This window comes from Nostoc sp. T09 (assembly GCF_002154695.1).
GTDB lineage: Bacteria > Cyanobacteriota > Cyanobacteriia > Cyanobacteriales > Nostocaceae > Aulosira.
This window is the reverse complement of the sequence record NZ_MTAV01000001.1, coordinates 1-18,482: the sequence shown is the minus strand read 5'-3', so window position 1 is coordinate 18,482 and position 18,482 is coordinate 1. Positions and strand designations below refer to the sequence as shown.

Here is an 18,482-nt window from a genome sequence, read left to right as displayed (position 1 = left end):
TGGTGAAAGAACAGCTCATTGAAATACCACAATCAGCTGTCCAAACAGAATGTCAACCTCAGGCGATCGCTTGCGGCAAAAATGCGAAAATTTAGGAATTGCGACCAACGCTATTCTTTCATTCCCCGAGATAAATCCTATTGATCATCTGGAAAAACCCATTTTGGCGGTTCCGTCATTCTTCGCCGCATTCGTTCTTCTGCTATTTCCAGCATTTTATCTAGAGAAGTATCCTCAATAAATTGTGCTGCTGCTTCTCTAAACTCAACATTGGGGCATTTATCCCCTAAAACACAACCGTTAACGCAGGCCTCAGCGCAGTTAATCTTTTGCTCCACAGTCAATCCCTCTCTCCCAGAGCGTTTCTCTACTCTTCAGATAAATCTTACCTTGCTAGTTGCTCTCCTATTAGTTTAAATACTTACCATTTAATTTAGTATAGAGATCCTTGATCCTTAGACTTCTGCCCACAGTAGGAGAAAAGCTAAAGGTTAAGAAGAACAGAAAACTTAATCCCTTAAAACCTTTCCCCGCCTCATGCAAAGTGGCTGTTACGCTAACCATAATATAAATGCAGTGTTTTGCTGAAAAGGGCGCTCATGTCGGAAATATTTGCCACTACCGGAACCATCGCCGCGATCGCAACTGCTGTTGTCCCTCAACAGGGTAGCGTTGGCATTGTGCGGGTGTCTGGTTCCCAAGCGATCGCGATCGCCCATAGTCTTTTTTATGCACCTGGGCGTCAAGTTTGGGAAAGTCACCGCATTCTCTACGGTTACATCCGCCATCCCAAGACACAAAAGCTGGTGGATGAAGCTTTGTTGTTGATTATGAAAGCACCCCGTTCTTACACCCGTGAAGATGTGGTGGAATTTCATTGCCACGGCGGAATTATGGCAGTGCAGCAAGTATTGCAACTATGTTTGGAAAATGGGGCAAGACTCGCACAGCCTGGAGAATTTACTCTCCGCGCTTTTTTGAATGGGCGATTGGATCTAACACAAGCCGAGGGTATTGCCGATTTGGTGGGGGCGCGATCGCCCCAAGCTGCCCAAACTGCCTTAGTCGGTTTACAGGGTAAATTAGCTCATCCAATTAGACAGTTACGCGCTAACTGTTTAGATATTTTGGCAGAAATCGAAGCTCGGATCGATTTTGAGGAAGACTTAGCTCCGCTGGATGATAAAGCGATGATATCAGCAATTGAGAACATCGCCGCAGAAATTACTAAATTACTGGCAACCAAAGACAAAGGCGAACTGCTACGCACAGGTTTAAAAGTAGCAATTGTCGGGCGGCCGAATGTAGGTAAATCGAGCTTGCTGAACGCTTGGAGCCGGAGCGATCGCGCCATTGTCACAGATTTACCTGGTACAACCCGTGATGTTGTGGAATCCCAGTTAGTTGTCGGTGGTATTCCCGTACAGGTGCTAGATACGGCGGGGATTCGCGAAACAACAGACCAGGTAGAAAAAATTGGCGTCGAGCGATCGCGCCGTGCGGCCAGTGCAGCTGATTTAGTGTTGTTGACCATCGACGCATCAGCAGGTTGGACATTAGGCGATCAAGAAATTTACGAACACGTCCAACACCGTCCATTGATTTTAGTAATTAATAAAATTGATTTAGTAGAAGCAGGTGTAAAAAACACGCTTCAATCTAAAATTCCAAATTTTAAATCTCAAATCTTTACAGTAGCAGCACAAAACCAAGGTATTGAAGATTTAGAAACAGCTATTTTAGAGATAGTTCAAGCCGGAAAAGTTCAAGCTGCTGATATGGATTTAGCAATAAATCAAAGGCAAGCAGCAGCGTTAACAAAAGCTAAAATCTCTCTAGAGCAAGTGCAGATTACAATTGCTCAACAACTACCCCTCGATTTTTGGACGATTGACTTAAGAGATGCAGTTTATGCATTAGGAGAAATTACTGGCGAGGAAGTTACAGAATCAGTACTTGACCGAATTTTTAGTAAGTTCTGCATTGGCAAATAATACCAATTCTTTAAAATTTAGCATCAGATTCAAATCTAGAAATCTAAATTTTGTTGGAATTTGTAATTACGAATTACAAAGCTATACTACTGCCAGAGTGACAAAACAGAATTAAATATTCACCTTCCAGCGCTGAAGTGCTGACGGGAGCATCTCACCTTTGCAAATATACCCGGCGATTAGAAATCGCGCCTACACAAACGAAGTCCGCCTGCGCGGACTTAAGGAATTTGAAACCCGCGTAGGCGGGTTTTGTATGTATAGCCAAGCCACTGCATTGGACGGGTTTCCCGGCTTGAAGCAAGTGGCGCGCGAATTCCATTCGCCAGGGCTAATAATATTTTTACCAAAGTGAGATGCTCTCAGTGCTGACTAGATTATTTCAACTCAAATTCATCAAACTTAACTACCTGAGAATCCACCTTGCGAGTATCAAAATAATAGCTGCTAACTGTACCTGTCTCAGTGTGAAAAATGCTAAAAACTGTAATGTCATTACTTGCAATATATGGCATTGGTTTACTATCTTCTCCTAATAATGGGGCAATTGTCGGCACTACAGGTTCTAAACCATTTGGATCGCCCAGTACAACATATTCTTCTTGATATCCAATTGGCACTTCTCGCTTTCTATCACCCCAAGCCGCACCATAAGAGTTACCAACGTTAGATGTTTCAAGAAAGTGCATTCCGCTAGGACTAACAAAACGATTCCACAAATGAGAATGCCCATATAAGACGAATTGCACATTAGCCGCCTCTAGTAAAGGGATAACATCACGGATTATGTAATCCGCGTTTTTAGGATACTCATAACGCACTGCTTTAATGTTACCAACATCATCTCGTTCAATTATCTGAACTGGATCTGTGTACGCAGGGACGATATTATCACCCAAAGTATGAGGTGGATGATGAAACATTACAACTTTGTACTTTGATTGTTTAAACTCATCACTATTAAGTTCTTGTTCTAGCCAATTGTACTGTTGGCTATCTTTAGCAATTGGTTCATAAATTAACTGTCCATAACCCCAATTTTCAGGATTATTTAAATCTTCTACTACTTCTTGATATCTGCCTTTATACGCTGCATTTAATGTGGGAGTACGCCACATATTAGTAATGTACAGTACCACCAGACGCACATCACCAAAGGTGACTGCATAATATCTTTTTCCACCTTCTTTACTTTTTGGTAAGCTGAAAATCTCTTCATAGGTATCAGTATTAAAAGAATTATCTTTTAGGGATTTGCCACTATAAAACTTCTGGGCGATCGCACGGGGCATCGTATCATTAAATTCATCGTCTAAGCTTTCAGTCCTGGCAAATCTCCCCATTACCTCATGATTGCCAATGCAACTAAATAATGGTGCATGTTGAATTATTTGGCCGCCAGTATAGGATGTCTGCACGCCGTTGTGGTTCATTTTATAGTTAGCGCGACCTTGCAAAGCCGGAAAAAACGCACCACCACGATGATCGTCAAACCATTCTGAGGCGCGATCGCTAACGTTAACCAAATCACCAGCAAACCAAACTGCATCTACTCGTCCCACTGTCTCTACGACTTTTTGCAGATTTGCTGCTGTCATCGGCTTAAGTTGATGATCAGAGGTCAGTAAAATTTTCAATGGTATACCTGGTTTGGGATTAGACGCGAGGGTAAAAACATCGCTGCTCACAGTTTCACCATCTTCCCGCACACTCGTTATCCGATAATTCACCCGCACACCAGGTGTTAACCCAGTTACCTCAGCTTCGTGTCGCCAAATGTTACGCCAAACAGGTTTTTGACCAACTTGTCCATTTTCGGTTTGTTTTCCGAAGCGCGTAGGCGTAGCCCGCCGTAGGCATCGTTGATCTTCCCTTGTGCGGCTGAGTTTAGTTGTGCTTGCCGAAGAAGTCTGACTTAGATTTTCCCCATAATCGACTACATGTTTAATACCGTCAAATTCTGTAAACCAAACTACTCGCACTGAGGTTTCAGTTGGCAGTTGCAAAAATGGATCGGTCAGCAATTGGGGTGCTGATGTCATAATTGTTTGCCCAGATGAACGCACGCTTACCAGCGTAAAGCATATAGTTAGCAGAAATATCAGGGCTAAGACTACTATTATTTTACTTTTGCGGTGGCTTAGTTCTTTGGGCATGAGTAATTTACCAAGTTATGCAGGTTTGTGAGGTTCTTGTATTTAATGTTACCTAGTAACCATCTGACTCAGATTTTTCCAACGCCTTGCAACTTCTGTATTCAGTCCGTTGAAACTGAGATTTTACACCAGTCTCAACAACGCCTAGGAATGAATCTATTAGCTAGTTCGCGCAGCGTTCTCATAAAGAACTTTATTTCAGGGCGGGCTGACAGCTTAGCGAATAGGTAATGTCTATAGCTGAAGGGGTAAGGCACATCATCAACTAATCAACAGTATGTTACTAATCGCCAAAATAAATATGAAATTAAACTTGCCAAACATCCTCTAATAAATAATGCGGCTTGATATCGTTTATTTAGAGCTAATTTAGCTAAAATAATGCATTTAAAATTACAGTTAAACTTCACATGATGTCAGCCCTTTTGCATAACTAAATATCAAAAAAAGCTAGTTCTTAAGAATGATGTCTATCTAGGTACATGTTTGGAACCATGACAGCAGATTTAGTCACAAAGTCATGGCAATAAAGTTTATGAAATCCCAAGAAACTCCAAGAACGCCAGAGAATAATTATTCAGCTATCGAGAATACACCTGACTATATGAATCCCCAAAAACCAGGGAAATCTGAGCCTGTGACTCAGGTTCAAGCAGAGAATGTCATTACTAATAAAGATTTACCAGACCGTCGAGTTCGCTATGGCTTGCCCCTATTGATATTGGCAATTTTCTTATTTGTTGCCGCCATTTACTACGGCATTATCAACCCGTAGTTTTAGCAACCAAAGCCAGAGAGTTACCACCCTGACTTTGGTTGTTAATTGTTAATAGCTTTCTATGACATAGCACAGTTACACTTGCACTTAAATATTTGTAACAACAGCCTTGCCAAATTTATGCTTATGCACTCTCTTTTGAGCAAATAAACTATTAAGAAGTGCAACAGATTAGCTGTATTCAGGACTACAAGCTTATTTAATATCAATCTACATCTTAAGTGTGATGGAAATAGTAGCTAATAATTTTTTGATTACTCCTATATGCATGAGTTGCACCATCATATTGCCTAGGTATATACGCCTAGGAATTATGCCTGTTTTATCCTGATGCTCACCAGCTTTTGCTATTCGATTAACCTCCGATTTAAGCCAGAAAGGGTATTTATTCAATTGCTTTCGTGTTGCTGACTCGGGAGAAGTAGCAACTTGAAATAGCGTTTAGGGAGGATTTGATTAAAATACATGGCAAGAAAATATCCTAAATTTAGCCAGGATCTCGCCCAAGATCCGACTACACGTCGGATCTGGTACGCGATGGCTCAGGGCAATGACTTTGAAAGCCATGATGGCATGACAGAGGAAAATCTTTACCAAAAGATTTTCGCTACTCACTTCGGCCATGTGGCAATCATCTTTCTCTGGGCTTCTAGCCTTCTGTTCCACGTAGCCTGGCAAGGTAACTTTGAACAGTGGATTAAAGATCCCCTGCATATTCGCCCGATCGCCCATGCGATTTGGGACCCCCACTTTGGTAAACCTGCGATTGATGCGTTTACCCAAGGCGGCGCTAACAATCCAGTTAACATTGCCTATTCTGGGGTCTACCATTGGTGGTATACCATCGGGATGAGGACAAACAATGACCTGTATATGGGTTCAGTGTTCCTCCTACTGTTGGCAGCGTTGTTTTTGTTTGCTGGTTGGTTACATTTACAACCCAAGTATCGTCCCAGCCTTTCTTGGTTCAAAAGTGCTGAACCTCGCCTGAATCACCACTTGGCTGGTTTGTTTGGTGTCAGTTCTTTGGCTTGGGCAGGTCACTTAATTCACGTTGCGATTCCTGAATCTCGCGGTGTTCATGTTGGCTGGAAGAATTTCCTCACCACCTTACCCCATCCAGCAGGTTTAGGACCCTTCTGGAGAGGTGATTGGGGTGTCTACGCTCAAAATCCGGATACACCTGGGCATATATTTGGTACATCCCAAGGTGCAGGCACCGCAATTCTGACTTTTTTGGGTGGCTTCCATCCGCAGACAGAATCGCTGTGGCTGACTGATATGGCTCATCACCACTTGGCGATCGCTGTGATTTTCATTATTGCCGGTCATATGTACCGGACTAACTTTGGGATCGGTCACAGCATCAAAGAGATGCTCAACGCCAGAAACTTCTTTGGTGCCCGAACTGAAGGTCAGTTTAACCTGCCACACCACGGGTTATACGACACCTACAACAACTCGTTGCACTTTCAGCTGTCTATACACTTGGCAGCTCTAGGTACGGCGGCATCTTTGGTGGCGCAGCATATGTACTCGATGCCTCCTTACGCTTTTATAGGGAAGGATTATACAACACAGGCAGCGCTGTACACTCATCACCAATACATTGCTGGGTTCTTGATGATCGGTGCTTTTGCCCATGCTGGCATTTTCTGGATACGTGATTACGACCCAGAACAAAACAAGGGCAATGTTCTCGATCGCGTCCTCAAGCATAAAGAAGCGATTATCTCTCACCTGAGTTGGGTATCGCTATTCTTGGGCTTCCATACTCTTGGTTTGTACGTCCACAACGATGTCGTAGTTGCCTTTGGTACTCCTGAAAAACAAATTCTGATTGAGCCAGTGTTCGCTCAGTTCATTCAATCTGCCCACGGTAAAGCGCTGTATGGAATGAACGCCCTGCTATCTAACCCAGATAGTATTGCTTACACGGCTTGGCCAAACTACGGTAATGTTTGGTTATCAGGTTGGCTAGATGGAATTAACTCCGGCACAAACTCCCTATTCTTAACCATCGGACCAGGCGATTTCTTGGTTCACCATGCGATCGCTCTCGGTTTGCACACCACCACCCTGATTTGTGTCAAGGGTGCGTTGGATGCCCGTGCTAGCAAGCTGATGCCCGATAAAAAGGACTTCGGTTTTACCTTCCCCTGTGATGGTCCTGGTCGGGGCGGTACTTGTCAAACTTCCTCTTGGGAGCAGTCTTTCTACCTTGCTACGTTCTGGATGTTGAACCTCCTTGGTTGGGTGACTTTCTACTGGCACTGGAAGCATCTAGGTATTTGGCAAGGTAATGTAGCTCAGTTCAATGAGAATTCTACTTACCTCATGGGCTGGTTCCGAGACTACCTTTGGGCTAACTCTGCTCAAGTAATTAACGGGTACAACCCCTACGGCGTTAATAATCAGTCTGTCTGGGATTGGATGTTCCTCTTCGGACACCTGGTTTGGGCTACCGGTTTCATGTTCCTCATCGCTTGGAGGGGTTACTGGCAAGAGTTGATTGAAACTCTAGTCTGGGCACATGAACGCACTCCACTGGCTAACCTAGTTCGCTGGAAGGATAAGCCTGTTGCCCTTTCTATTGTCCAAGGTTGGTTAGTTGGTCTAACTCACTTCACGGTTGGCTACATCCTTACCTTTGCAGCATTCTTGATCTCTTCAACCGCTGGTAAATTTGGCTAAAAATTTTTGATATCCTCTGACCTTTTGCACTTCTCCCCCTCTAAGCTGACGGCATAGAGGGGATTTTTTTATTGAAAGATATTGATGATTTGTTGTTTTCAGCAACGAATAATTTTGAGCGATCGCATTTCAGACCAATGACAAATGACCGCTTATTAACTGATATGATAACGGCTCTTACCAAATGCTTTTGCCTGATACATTGCAGTATCTGCTTTGCGTAACACTTCTTCAGGTGATTTAGTATCTGCTGAGATTGTTGATATGCCAATGCTCACTGAACAAGAGATCTGTTGACCATTCAAGATAAAAGGTTGTTTGAGTGCAGCAATAACTTGATTAGCTATACGAGCTGCACAACGAAAATCTTTTATATCTTCTAATAAAATTACAAATTCATCTCCACCAAGTCGTGCAATAAAATCTCCCCATCGGAGGAGAGATTTTAGCCTCTGGCTAATTTCAATCAGAAATTTATCTCCAGTATCGTGTCCGAAATTGTCATTAATTGCCTTAAATCCATCCAAATCGAGAAACAAGATAGAAGAAAAATATCTGGTATGATACTGCTGACATTCCCGCACGTAATCCAATTGCTGCATAAAATAAGCTCGATTTGGTAAACCTGTTAGTGGATCGTGCATGGCAATATGACGTAATTCCTCCTCAATTTGTTTACGATCTGTGATATCACGAATGATATTAAGTAAATAAGTTTTTTTTTGCCATTCTAAAAGCTTCACTGATAATAAACCAGTGCGTTTCTCACCAGTTTTTAAACAAAATTCAATTTCCAAATTGTGAATATGTTCTTGCGTTTTTAAACTTTTCTGGATTTGTGAATACCCTTCAAAGGTAAATCCCATATCTAATAATGTAATCGGGTAACCAATAACATTCTCTCTACTATATCCAGTTACCTTTAAGAATGTTTGATTAATTTCTACGCAATATCCTTTTCCTAATGTTGTTATTAAAATTAAATCAGGAAAATAATCAATAACTTTTACAAAGGCATCTTCAGAATATTCATTTGTTATTTGATTTATTTTGGAATCAAATATACCAGCTTTGCAACTAGTATTCCTAGGTTTCATATGTTAACTATATGTTATTAACAGATAATCATAATATTTTTAAGCGCTATTCACTAAAAATATTAGTTATTCTTAAGCTATTCTGAATTAAAGCTCTAAAGAAACATCGGAATTGGATTAAGCTGATCTTCTGTTAATTCTTCTCTTAACCACTCCATTTTTACAGGTACATCGTAAAGCCGACCTGGTGCCAACTGCGCCCAAAAGTGACGCAGGCCAGGAACAACAACTTTAACAACATGCATACCAATATCTGGACGTGTTTGATCGAGAACAAACATTTCTAGCCCATGTTTAGTAGCTACATCAACACAAGCAAGTACATCTTTCTGCAAGTCATGATTGTGGTAAGAAGGATAGTTTGCGAACACTTTAGGAACTATATTGGCATCGGGAACCAGGTAAGCTTGGTTTGCTAATGTTGCATTTTTGCACCAGCTTTGCATATCCTGACGGGTGAACTTGGCTGGTGAACAAGGATTTCCCCCATTAGAAAGAAATATCATCTGGTTCATTTCAGTAACAGCACGCAATATGGCGACTTTAGCATTGAAGTGAGCACCAAACCCAAATAGAATATCTTCTGGCTGGTGATTTAAGCGTCGGGAAATTGCTGCAAAGGTAGGAATATTTAAATCAGTAGTTAAGTCTAATATCCAAAAATCACGCTCGATAAATGTATAGTATTTTTTTAAGTTATGTAGATAAGGCTCTTCAAAGCTATTTAAATCGACAGCAGGTTTATGTAAACGGTTGTACCACCATATTGCTACTGCATCCCGTTCTACCAACTCCAGAAATCCTTGAAGAATAGCTTCTTCTTTAGTAGTTCCAGCCGCAGATCCATTGGTGTCTGCATAACAAAAGCAACGACCTTCAGGCAAAGCATACCCATAATAACAATATGCTGTTGGCAGATACTTGAATTGTTGGTGGGTAAGTGACCAGATGAGAGTCCATTCAATTTCTTGGCTGTCATCAAAGGGATCGGGTATCCATTGAATCATCTGGTGTTGCTGATTCCAAGCCTGGCGATCGCGGTACTGATTTGCGCTATAGTGCATGAACTCATAGGGATGAATTGCCCCTTCTCTGAGATTGGCATAACTACCTTTCACCCTTGGTTCTTCTCCCGTAAAGCTTCCACAGTAGCGCTCAATTGCTTCTCCCAAGGCACTCATCTTGGCCTGGGCTGCTGTTTTCCCTTTACCAAAGCTTTTGCTTTTATTGCGTAAATCCTCTAACTGTCTACCTTCTTTAGGAAAACTGTGCTCAACAACATAGGCGTGAATCAGCTCGTTCTGCTGGAACGGTTGAAATAAACTTCTGATCACTCCAGTAATCGGGCTAATGTGATGTTCGTAATTTTGAAAAGCTTGTTCAGGTGAGCAACTGCGATACCCTCCATCATCACTCAATTGCTTTGGTTGGCTATTTAGCACCAGTGGTTGAGGTTGCCTTTGACTTATATAGGTAGGTTCGCCACAACAATGGCATTGAGGACGATGAACTAAGGTATGACGTTGCAGATTGAGATTGACAAGATCAAAAGTTAGTAAAGTTCCTTCTAGAGGATGCTGTTGTGGGTTACTTAACCATTTAGCAATTTCAGTCGCTGCCAAATTTAACCCAGTTTGTACAGTTGAAGCTAAAGCAGCACGAGAAACTGGAAACGGATTTAAGGTTTGTTTCTGCTCTTGCAGAAAAGACTCAACCTCACGATTCATCCGCAGACGTTGTGCTAGGCATTCCCAACAGCCTGTATAACCAGGTCGAAAGATGGGGCCAATCCAAATTACGCCTCCCACTGGTTTAACTAGCAACCAAGAACGCTTCTCTTGTAAAGCTTCTCTGTTAAATGTTACCAAACCAGGTTGGAGATAATCATCTGTAAGCACAACAGCAAACTTGCCAGAATCACCAATATCAATGTTGAGAGATTCTAAGATAGCAGTTAATGGCTCAGATTTGACGCTACCAAAAGTACTGACAGCAACTTTAGCTTCTTGGAGACGTTGATTTACAAGGTTAGCATCCCTATTGAGCAGTCCCCAAAAAGCCGATTCCGCAAGTGATGTGTTATCAGCATTGGTGATGTATCCCTTACGTTCCAGCTGCTCTAATGCATAGATAGTTTCATCAGCCGAAGCTTGTCCTTGCAGTTGTTGAGCAATTTCCTCTACAGTGTAAAGTCCATTGAGTAGAGGTGCTAGTAGGCAGTATAGACGCCCATTCAAGACAAAATGCCCTCTTTCACTCAAGAGAAATACAGTTCTAGGAGGAGATATCTCAACATGAAAGTGCTCTTTGAACTTCGGCTGAATAAGCATAACTCTGGTAGTTAAATATAGATGCAGTGAAGCTTATTTTGCAATGGATATAATTTATTGCGAATTTAGCAGAAGTTGTTGCTTTATCTCACTAATTTGGAGATTAAGACTATTGATTTGGCTATCTTGTGCTTGCAACTTTTGATAAAGTGCTTGAATTGCTGCTAAAACTACACCATTGGCATCTACAACATTGATCAAGCGATCGCTTCCACCAACGTTGAAAGTTGTGGCAAAATCTTTTGCTATTGGGCCGATATGGCGAATTGTTTGATCCTGATTGTTATATTTCCTGGTAGTGATGGGTAAATCGGCAATACCTTGGAGAATGGCGTGGACATCAACCTCAGCCAGCGCTTCCTTAGCATTGCGATCGCTTGTGAAACGAGCTGAACCATTGGGGTCTAGATACATATTTGGGTTATTTTTTAGTCCAGCAGCCTTTAGTGTTCCAGAATTTCCCGGAACTTCCTGTCCTCCAGGATTAATGTAGCCAGTACCTCCAACACAACTTGCTAACTCATCATCCGATAATTCTTCAATTAGGCTTGCTGTGGTTACAGGTTTTTGCTCATTGGTGTACATATAGCTTTATGCGGATTTAATTAAATTTATTTTGTACAATAAGTGCACCAATCTGTTTGTTAAGTAGATGCAGTTTTTCCCTGACTTCCACGAATTGGCACAGATTTAAAAGAGAGCTATGGTAATTGATCGATAACTCAAGTTTAATTTTTATTTAAAATTGGATAAGTACTGGCATAGCAGCTGAAACTTAAGTTTACTTCTCAGCTAATTGTTGCTTTAGCTGAAGTAACTGTGTTTGCAGTTCATCGATTCGAGAGTCTTTCTGTTGCATCACTTGGTACAGTGCTTGAATTGCAGCCAAAGCTACACCGTTGGCATCTACAACTTCGATAAAGCGATCGCTTTCACCAACGTTGAATGTTGCAGCAAAGTCTTGTGCCATTGGGCCAATATGACGAATTGTTTCATCCTGGTTTTTATACTTCCAGGTGGTGATGGGTAAACTGGCAATTCCTTTGAGAATGGCGTGGACATCAACCTCAGCCACTTCTTCTTTAACATTGCGATCGCTCTTAAAGCGACCTGAGCCATTAGGATCGTAAGTGATTCCTATAGTAGTGATATTGGCAGAGACATCTCCCACTAATGGCAATTCAACTAGTGGGACTTCTGCAACCTTTCGTTTGCTAACAGTAAGCTGAATATCACAACCACCAACACAAGCGGCTAATTCTTCATCGCTCAGATCTTCAATCAGACTTTCTGTAGTTGTCAAGTTGTTAGAATTCAAGTGCATATATTTAACCATTAGTGTGTAGAGTGATTAGCAGTAAAGGCTAGCCAGGTTTATCTCTAAGTTAGAAATCTGAAAATACATTTGACTAGTTGTTGAGCATTTATATCCGCAACAAGTTATTTACTTGTGCTGATAATTTTTTGTTGGGACTGCATCCTCTCCTAATTAATAGACTGTCATTTAATCACATTGTTGGCGTAAACTGCCTCAATGTAAATTCCCTATTGTAAAATCAACTTTAAAAAAGACATGGTAAGAGGACGCGAATAGCCATTTGTCTGCTTTATCCAATCTTTAAAAAGATTTACGTAAATTTCCTTATTTACCAAAGTGAATTAATTTAGATTAGGAGCTACAGCACCGAACTTACTAGATTTATGTTGATATTCATAAATATATGAACATCTGTATACTCTTTAAAATAAATTTATTTTTTAAATTTTATTGAACTTTTAAGCCAGTAATAATACGGTTTTATCAATTTGGTAACTTTATTCAATCTCTAATAATTTTTCTACAATCTATCTCCTAGGGAATTTATTTTGGGTTTATCTAATGTGTATAGCAACTAGCTGGAGACAGTCCAGAAGTATGAGGCGTGATGACTGGTGCTTGTGCTGTTAAAAATACCTCTCCCTGAGGGCCAACTACAAGTCCCTGAGCTTCTACAATCTCATCAGAGGTAGGCAATGGTAAAGTTGCAGAAGTAACAGCTATTCTAGAGCGATCGCTACTTGCGGAAATTGGGACTGTTTGGATATCTTCTAAAATTGTGTCACTACCCAACACTACCTCTGGATTTTGTGGTAACCCACCCCTTCCAGTCACAATGAAACGGCTGTATTGTTCTGGGTTATACTGTCCACAACCTTGAGTAATTAATGTCGAAGCATCATTTGGCTGAACTGGTAAAACAGCAATTCCTTTACTTGGATCAATAGCCAGAGTTTTAATTTCCACAGCACCATTTAATCCAAACTGAGAGCTAGCTGTAATATCACTTTCAGAAGTAAGTTCAGGACGAAACTCAATCCCAAATATTCCTTGAGTTGTAATTTGAACATTCCCACCTCGACCTTGAATTGCATTAGCTGTAATATCACTATTTTCAGCAGCAGCTAATAAACTGGAACTAATATTTATATCACCACCGTTACCATTACCACCTGTAGCATCAGTAGTAACTTTACTGCCGTTGCGCATTAATAAAATATCTTTAACCTGTAAGGTGATATTACCGCCTTCACCTGATTTGGTTGTAGCTTGAATTCCTCCTGAGTCTTGTTGAGGATTGCCTGCATTATCAAGCACTATTGAATTAGCTTGTATATTAATACTTCCACCTTGACCTAAGCCTTCATTATCAACACTTAACCGCGCACCCTCTTGCAATAATAATTTTCCCGTAGAAATTTCTAAGTTGCCAGCGTTATTAATATTATTTTTGTTTAAAACACTTGCAGATAAACTGCTAAAGGTGGGAATTAAGCGGGTTGAGTCTAATGGGTCTTCCCTAAGAGGCCCTTGCCCTAATAATTGAACAGATTCAGTTGCATTGATGGTGAGTATTCCTCCCTTACCCAAACCGAGAGTCTCAACAGCAATATTACCGCCATCCTGCACTGTTAATTGCTTAGTATTAATTGTTATATTGCCTGCATTACCTGTACTATCTGGATTTGTGCCACTGAAAAGACCACCAGGAAAATGATAAATAGGTGAAACCCCCCTGACATTGACAGAATCGCTAGCATTAATAATCATGTTGCCGCTATTTCCTGCTGCTAAAGTACCAGCGAAAATTTGTGCTCCATCATTAATAATTAGCTCCCTTGTGTTAACTATTAAATCTCCAGCTTGTCCATTACCTTGTTGAACTGCTGTAAACAAACCACTGACTAGGAGATCTGAGGGTGCGACTCCAATTAATTCCACACTATTAGCAGCATTTACTGTGAGAGTTCCACCTTTTGCATCAGCGAAGGTTGCAGCCGATATTTGTGCTCCGTGATGAACAAATAATCGCTCCGTATTTACAGTTAAGTTTCCTCCTGAACCACTACCGTATGTATCTGTCAATAATCCAGTAAATAAAGAAGTATCTACTGAATCTACACCACTTAGTTCAATTGCATCCGTAGCATTGATGGTTAAATCTCCTCCTTTTCCTGAGGAACCAGGTAAGGCGGCGGTAGATATGCGAGCTTCACCTTCAACCTGAAGTTTGCTAGTATTTATTGTGATTCCTAAGCTGGCTCCACTACCACTATTTTCAGCAAATAATCCCCGATCAAAAATTCCAGTCGTGCTGTTATTTAATACGATGACGGCATCTGAAGCATTTAATATCAAATTTGCTCCTAAAATAGCGCCTAGTGTCCCTGCTTCTACACGGGAGTTATTAATTGTTAACTGCTTCCCTGTAAGTTGGATACTACCGCCTCCATCACCACTGGTTGTGACCATAGCATCATTGGTAAGTAATACATTGGCTCTAACCAAATCGCTAGGAAAACTTAATTGAAACTGGCTCCCTATTAATGAAAGTTTAACCGTACCTGAACCTGCTACTCCACCCAATTCAATACGGCCACTATCTGCACTCAACTGACCACCATTCATAGTTACTTCACCACCAATTAGCGCCAGTGTTTGGTTTGTCGTTACTGCAAGATTGGCTCCCTGTAATTGGATAGCTGCTGAGTTACTGCCATACTGTAATCCGATAGGAAGATTTATACTTAGTAAAGGCGGAGTTCCATCTGCGGATGTATTAAAGTCTTTACCATCAGTAAACTTCAAACTGTTGGCGGTAGTAGCTAAAAATGACCCACCAATATCTAATTTGGCATTGGGACCAAAGATAATTCCATTGGGATTAATTAAGAATAGATTGGCATTGCCAATGGTTTGAATTTTGCCATCGATATAGGAAGATAAACTTCCAGTTACTCGACTAATAATATTTTGAATAAAGGTAGGATTATTAAAGTTGGCGGAACCACCAGTTGGTACAGAAAATTGACTAAAGCTATGAAAAAGATTACCTCCTACTTGGCTACCACCTGTAATTGTGAAATTGAGATTATCAGGAGAAGCAACGTTTGTAGGGAGAGTACCATCTGCCGCGATCGCCTGAGCATCACAGGGTTTAGCAAATGCCAGATTGCAAATAGTAAATAATCCAGCAATACTGAGAATATAGTGCCAACTCATATAATTAAAATTAGTCAACTTTGGCTATTTGTCTCTCTCTCAGTATTCCCTTAATACCTGCCAGGATTACTAATTAAACTTGCTAATTAAGAATTTAAGAAAAACAGAGGGTTTTCGGGTTGAGCTTGCAAATCCTCGAAACATCCTTGAGCAATTAATCGCCCCTCATTCAGGACAACGATCCAATCTGCGTGTTGAATAACATGGGGTCGGTGACTAATCAGAATTGTAGTTTTACCAGAGCGATCGCTTAATAATTGATCTAGTAAATGTGATTCACTAGCTGGATCTAAAGCACCAGTAGATTCATCCATGAGCAAAATTGGCGGATTGGAGATAATCGCTCTAGCTATAGCTAGACGCTGACGCTGACCTCCTGAGATATTGGCACCAAATTCACCCAAAACAGTTTGATACTTATCAGGTAGCCGACTAATAAATTCATCTGCACCTGTTAGTTTACAAGCATGAACAATTGTCTCAAAGCTGATATAAGGAGCAGTTAAGCGGAAATTTTCAATAATTGAACGGCTCCAAAAATGGGCTTCTTGAGGAATTAGGACAATTTGTTGACGCAGTGAATCAAGAGATATATCTTGCAAATTGTAATCACCAATCCGGATATTGCCAGATTGTAGCGAGTAAAATCCAGCAATTAGTTTTGCCAAAGTGCTTTTACCACAGCCTGATTGACCCACCAAAGCAACTATCTTACCACCAGGAATTGTCAGTGAAAAATCTTTCAGGAGGTCAACTCTGCCTGTATGGTGAAAATTAAGATTAATACAGACGATGTCGGAATTAGGAGAAAATTCTACCCAAGGCTTTTGTTCGTCTCCTTGATTTTCTGGAGTTACGTCGAGCACTTCTGCTAATCGTTGAATAGAAGTTTTAGCCTGCACAAGTCCATTAGCAAAACCAATTAATGTACTAATAAAACCGAGAAAATTACTATTCATGCTGTTGAAAGCTAGCAATTGTCCAATTGTGATTTCTCTAGCGATCGCTAGGCTGCTACCAAACCATAAAAGGAGAATGCTGCTAATTCCAAACACTAACCCAGAAAAGATATTATTAATAGCTGAAATCTGCATCGTTTTGAATGCTAAATTGGCAACTCGGCCAAATTGGCTCTGAAATTCTTCCCATAATTGCGGAGCAGCGCTTAGACTTTTAAACGTTATTGCTCCTTTGAAAGTTTCAACTAAAATACCTTGATTTTCAGCTTCTAAAACCAATAAATTTTGCGTTTTTTGTTGCAGAATAGGTAGGAAAATCAAGGTTGATAATGTCATCGCTACTGAAAAAATTAGAGCAATTAACGTCAGCTTACTGCTATAGAACAACATGAAACATAAGGATATCAGCGCGATGAAAAACTGGCTTGGCAGTCCAATGATTGACTGAGAAACTAGCTGATTAATTTCTTGAATATCTCGCAGCCGAGTAATAATTTCACCACTCCGATGAGATTCATAGTATGTCAGAGGTAAGCGAAGAATTTGCCGACCAAATTCTAATACCAGTCCTAACTGAAGTCTTTGAGCAAAATGAGTAATCAGGTTAGATTGAACAAGTCTGAGGCTGCTGCTAAAAAAATTCATCACAATAGCTGCCAATACAATATTTACTAGCAGCCTAGTATCTCCGCGAACTAGGACATCATCAGTAAGAATTTGTAGCAGAAAAGGAGAAATCAGAGACAGCAGTCCCACAAAAATATTGACGATCAATGCTTCGCCTAAGATAGCGCGATAATTCCAGACTGGTTGGATAAAGCGCCGAAAATTGTTAATGCGATCGCTCTGTTGAGCAAAAAAGCGAACAGTATCTGGTTCTAAAATCAGCATGAGCCGATTTGCCCAACCCGCCATTAGCTCATCCTTCAAGAGATAACGAAGACCAACAGCCGGATCGCCAATGATATACTTCTTACCGCGACAACCATACAAGACTACCCAGTGATAACCTTGCCAGTGAATGATTGCAGGTAGAGCGATTTCTTGTAATTTATCTAAAATTTCTGGTGCGACTCTAACTCCTCTAGCATTAAACCCTAAGGCTTCCGCACCACGTCTTAGCCCCAAGAGAGAAGTACCAAGTTGCCCTGTTCCTACAGCTTCGCGAACACGGTTAAGGCTAAAAATACGTCCGTAATGTTTGGCGATTGTAGCTAGACAAGCTGCTCCGCAATCTTCTTCGCTATGCTGACGAATGAGTTGATAAGGCATAGAGTGTCATTCACGTGAGCAGACAATTCTTGCTGTGGTTCCCTCCTCAGGTGATATCCGAATTGTGCAAGCTGCTAGGATTAATCTCATAAAAAATCAGTCTGTGAAACAGGAAGATATCATTGCTTATATTGATAATTCCCAGATCCAAACTCAAAAAGCCAGTTATAACACTTGTTTTTTATCTGTGTCCAGCATAAATTTTTATGAAATGTAACTGAAGTGTGACAACTGCAAACTCTATCCTGCTTGCAATTCAGCTTGTGAAATCTATCTGCCAGGTTAATTTTTAGCGAAAATTTCTATGACTGAAGCATTTAATCAGCAACCCAATAGACTTGACCGAATTGAGCAAATGCTATTGCTCACGACGACCGCACTGGGTGATACAGCAAGGCAGCAGCAGGCAAATACTCAGGCAATCGCCCAGGTTACTGCGCGTCTCGATCAGCTAACCCTCAAGGTGGACAATCTTACAGAGTCTGTAGGGTCATTAAATGAAGATGTTGTCTTACTCGCTGATTACTTCACTCAAGTGATTCAAAATGCCGAGACTGACCGCGAAACTTTCCAGGCAGAGATTCGACGCATTTGGGAATATCTATTAGACCTCTTGCAAAAATATATTTTTGCAAGAGGGGGGAAAGGGAAAAGGTTAAAGG

12 protein-coding genes are annotated in these 18,482 nt (G+C 41.0%); 4 read left to right on the top strand and 8 right to left on the bottom strand.

Annotated elements, in window-relative coordinates; genetic code table 11:
• Nucleotides 1–137: 137 nt before the first annotated feature.
• Nucleotides 138–338 carry a hypothetical protein gene (locus BV372_RS00070; RefSeq protein ID WP_086681359.1) on the bottom strand — a complete coding sequence of 67 codons (201 nt, stop codon included), beginning with the start codon at nt 336–338 and terminating at the stop codon, nt 138–140.
• 261 nt (nt 339–599) lie between these two features.
• Here BV372_RS00070 and mnmE point away from each other — a divergent pair, with 261 nt between their 5' ends.
• Nucleotides 600–1,994 (top strand): tRNA uridine-5-carboxymethylaminomethyl(34) synthesis GTPase MnmE, encoded by a 1,395-nt coding sequence (gene mnmE / locus BV372_RS00065; RefSeq protein WP_086681355.1) that lies wholly within the window; start codon nt 600–602, stop codon nt 1,992–1,994.
• A gap of 377 nt (nt 1,995–2,371) precedes the next feature.
• Here mnmE and BV372_RS00060 read toward each other — a convergent pair whose 3' ends face one another.
• Nucleotides 2,372–4,036 carry a metallophosphoesterase family protein gene (locus tag BV372_RS00060; protein WP_086681352.1) on the bottom strand — a complete coding sequence of 555 codons (1,665 nt, stop codon included), beginning with the start codon at nt 4,034–4,036 and terminating at the stop codon, nt 2,372–2,374.
• Nucleotides 4,037–4,685: 649 nt separating this feature from the next.
• Here BV372_RS00060 and BV372_RS00055 point away from each other — a divergent pair.
• Nucleotides 4,686–4,925, top strand: coding sequence for a hypothetical protein (locus BV372_RS00055; RefSeq protein WP_086681349.1), 240 nt, complete (start codon nt 4,686–4,688; stop codon nt 4,923–4,925).
• Nucleotides 4,926–5,393: 468 nt separating this feature from the next.
• Nucleotides 5,394–7,622, top strand: a complete 2,229-nt coding sequence (psaB, locus tag BV372_RS00045) for a photosystem I core protein PsaB (RefSeq protein ID WP_086681343.1) — start codon at nt 5,394–5,396, stop codon at nt 7,620–7,622.
• Nucleotides 7,623–7,777: 155 nt separating this feature from the next.
• On the opposite strand, the gene BV372_RS00040 is transcribed toward psaB, so the two are convergent.
• The 6 genes from BV372_RS00040 to BV372_RS00015 form a co-directional block, all read right to left on the bottom strand.
• Entirely contained in the window at nt 7,778–8,719 is a 942-nt protein-coding gene (locus tag BV372_RS00040; RefSeq protein ID WP_086681340.1) for a sensor domain-containing diguanylate cyclase, read from the bottom strand.
• 95 nt (nt 8,720–8,814) lie between these two features.
• Entirely contained in the window at nt 8,815–11,049 is a 2,235-nt protein-coding gene (locus tag BV372_RS00035) for a TOMM precursor leader peptide-binding protein (RefSeq protein WP_086681337.1), read from the bottom strand.
• A gap of 54 nt (nt 11,050–11,103) precedes the next feature.
• A complete protein-coding gene (locus BV372_RS00030; protein WP_086681333.1) occupies nt 11,104–11,634 on the bottom strand; it encodes a tail fiber domain-containing protein in 531 nt (176 codons plus the stop codon).
• Nucleotides 11,635–11,830: 196 nt separating this feature from the next.
• Nucleotides 11,831–12,373 carry a tail fiber domain-containing protein gene (locus BV372_RS00025; protein ID WP_179197924.1) on the bottom strand — a complete coding sequence of 181 codons (543 nt, stop codon included), beginning with the start codon at nt 12,371–12,373 and terminating at the stop codon, nt 11,831–11,833.
• Nucleotides 12,374–12,925: 552 nt separating this feature from the next.
• Entirely contained in the window at nt 12,926–15,589 is a 2,664-nt protein-coding gene (locus BV372_RS00020) for a filamentous hemagglutinin N-terminal domain-containing protein (RefSeq protein ID WP_086681328.1), read from the bottom strand.
• Nucleotides 15,590–15,675: 86 nt separating this feature from the next.
• Nucleotides 15,676–17,820, bottom strand: a complete 2,145-nt coding sequence (locus BV372_RS00015; protein ID WP_086681325.1) for a peptidase domain-containing ABC transporter — start codon at nt 17,818–17,820, stop codon at nt 15,676–15,678.
• A 304-nt stretch (nt 17,821–18,124) separates the two neighbouring features.
• Between BV372_RS00015 and BV372_RS00005 the strand changes: the two genes are divergently transcribed.
• Nucleotides 18,125–18,482 (top strand): hypothetical protein (locus BV372_RS00005; protein ID WP_143844915.1); only part of this gene is annotated, 358 nt, incomplete at its 3' end.

What these genes read in the sequence shown, in the direction of transcription:
- mnmE (WP_086681355.1), top strand. Translation starts at nt 600, where the DNA reads ATGTCGGAAATATTTGCCACTACCGGAACCATCGCCGCGATCGCAACT.
- BV372_RS00060 (WP_086681352.1), bottom strand. Translation starts at nt 4,036, where the DNA reads ATGACATCAGCACCCCAATTGCTGACCGATCCATTTTTGCAACTGCCA.
- BV372_RS00055 (WP_086681349.1), top strand. Translation starts at nt 4,686, where the DNA reads ATGAAATCCCAAGAAACTCCAAGAACGCCAGAGAATAATTATTCAGCT.
- psaB (WP_086681343.1), top strand. Translation starts at nt 5,394, where the DNA reads ATGGCAAGAAAATATCCTAAATTTAGCCAGGATCTCGCCCAAGATCCG.
- BV372_RS00040 (WP_086681340.1), bottom strand. Translation starts at nt 8,719, where the DNA reads ATGAAACCTAGGAATACTAGTTGCAAAGCTGGTATATTTGATTCCAAA.
- BV372_RS00035 (WP_086681337.1), bottom strand. Translation starts at nt 11,049, where the DNA reads ATGCTTATTCAGCCGAAGTTCAAAGAGCACTTTCATGTTGAGATATCT.
- BV372_RS00030 (WP_086681333.1), bottom strand. Translation starts at nt 11,634, where the DNA reads ATGTACACCAATGAGCAAAAACCTGTAACCACAGCAAGCCTAATTGAA.
- BV372_RS00025 (WP_179197924.1), bottom strand. Translation starts at nt 12,373, where the DNA reads ATGCACTTGAATTCTAACAACTTGACAACTACAGAAAGTCTGATTGAA.
- BV372_RS00020 (WP_086681328.1), bottom strand. Translation starts at nt 15,589, where the DNA reads ATGAGTTGGCACTATATTCTCAGTATTGCTGGATTATTTACTATTTGC.
- BV372_RS00015 (WP_086681325.1), bottom strand. Translation starts at nt 17,820, where the DNA reads ATGCCTTATCAACTCATTCGTCAGCATAGCGAAGAAGATTGCGGAGCA.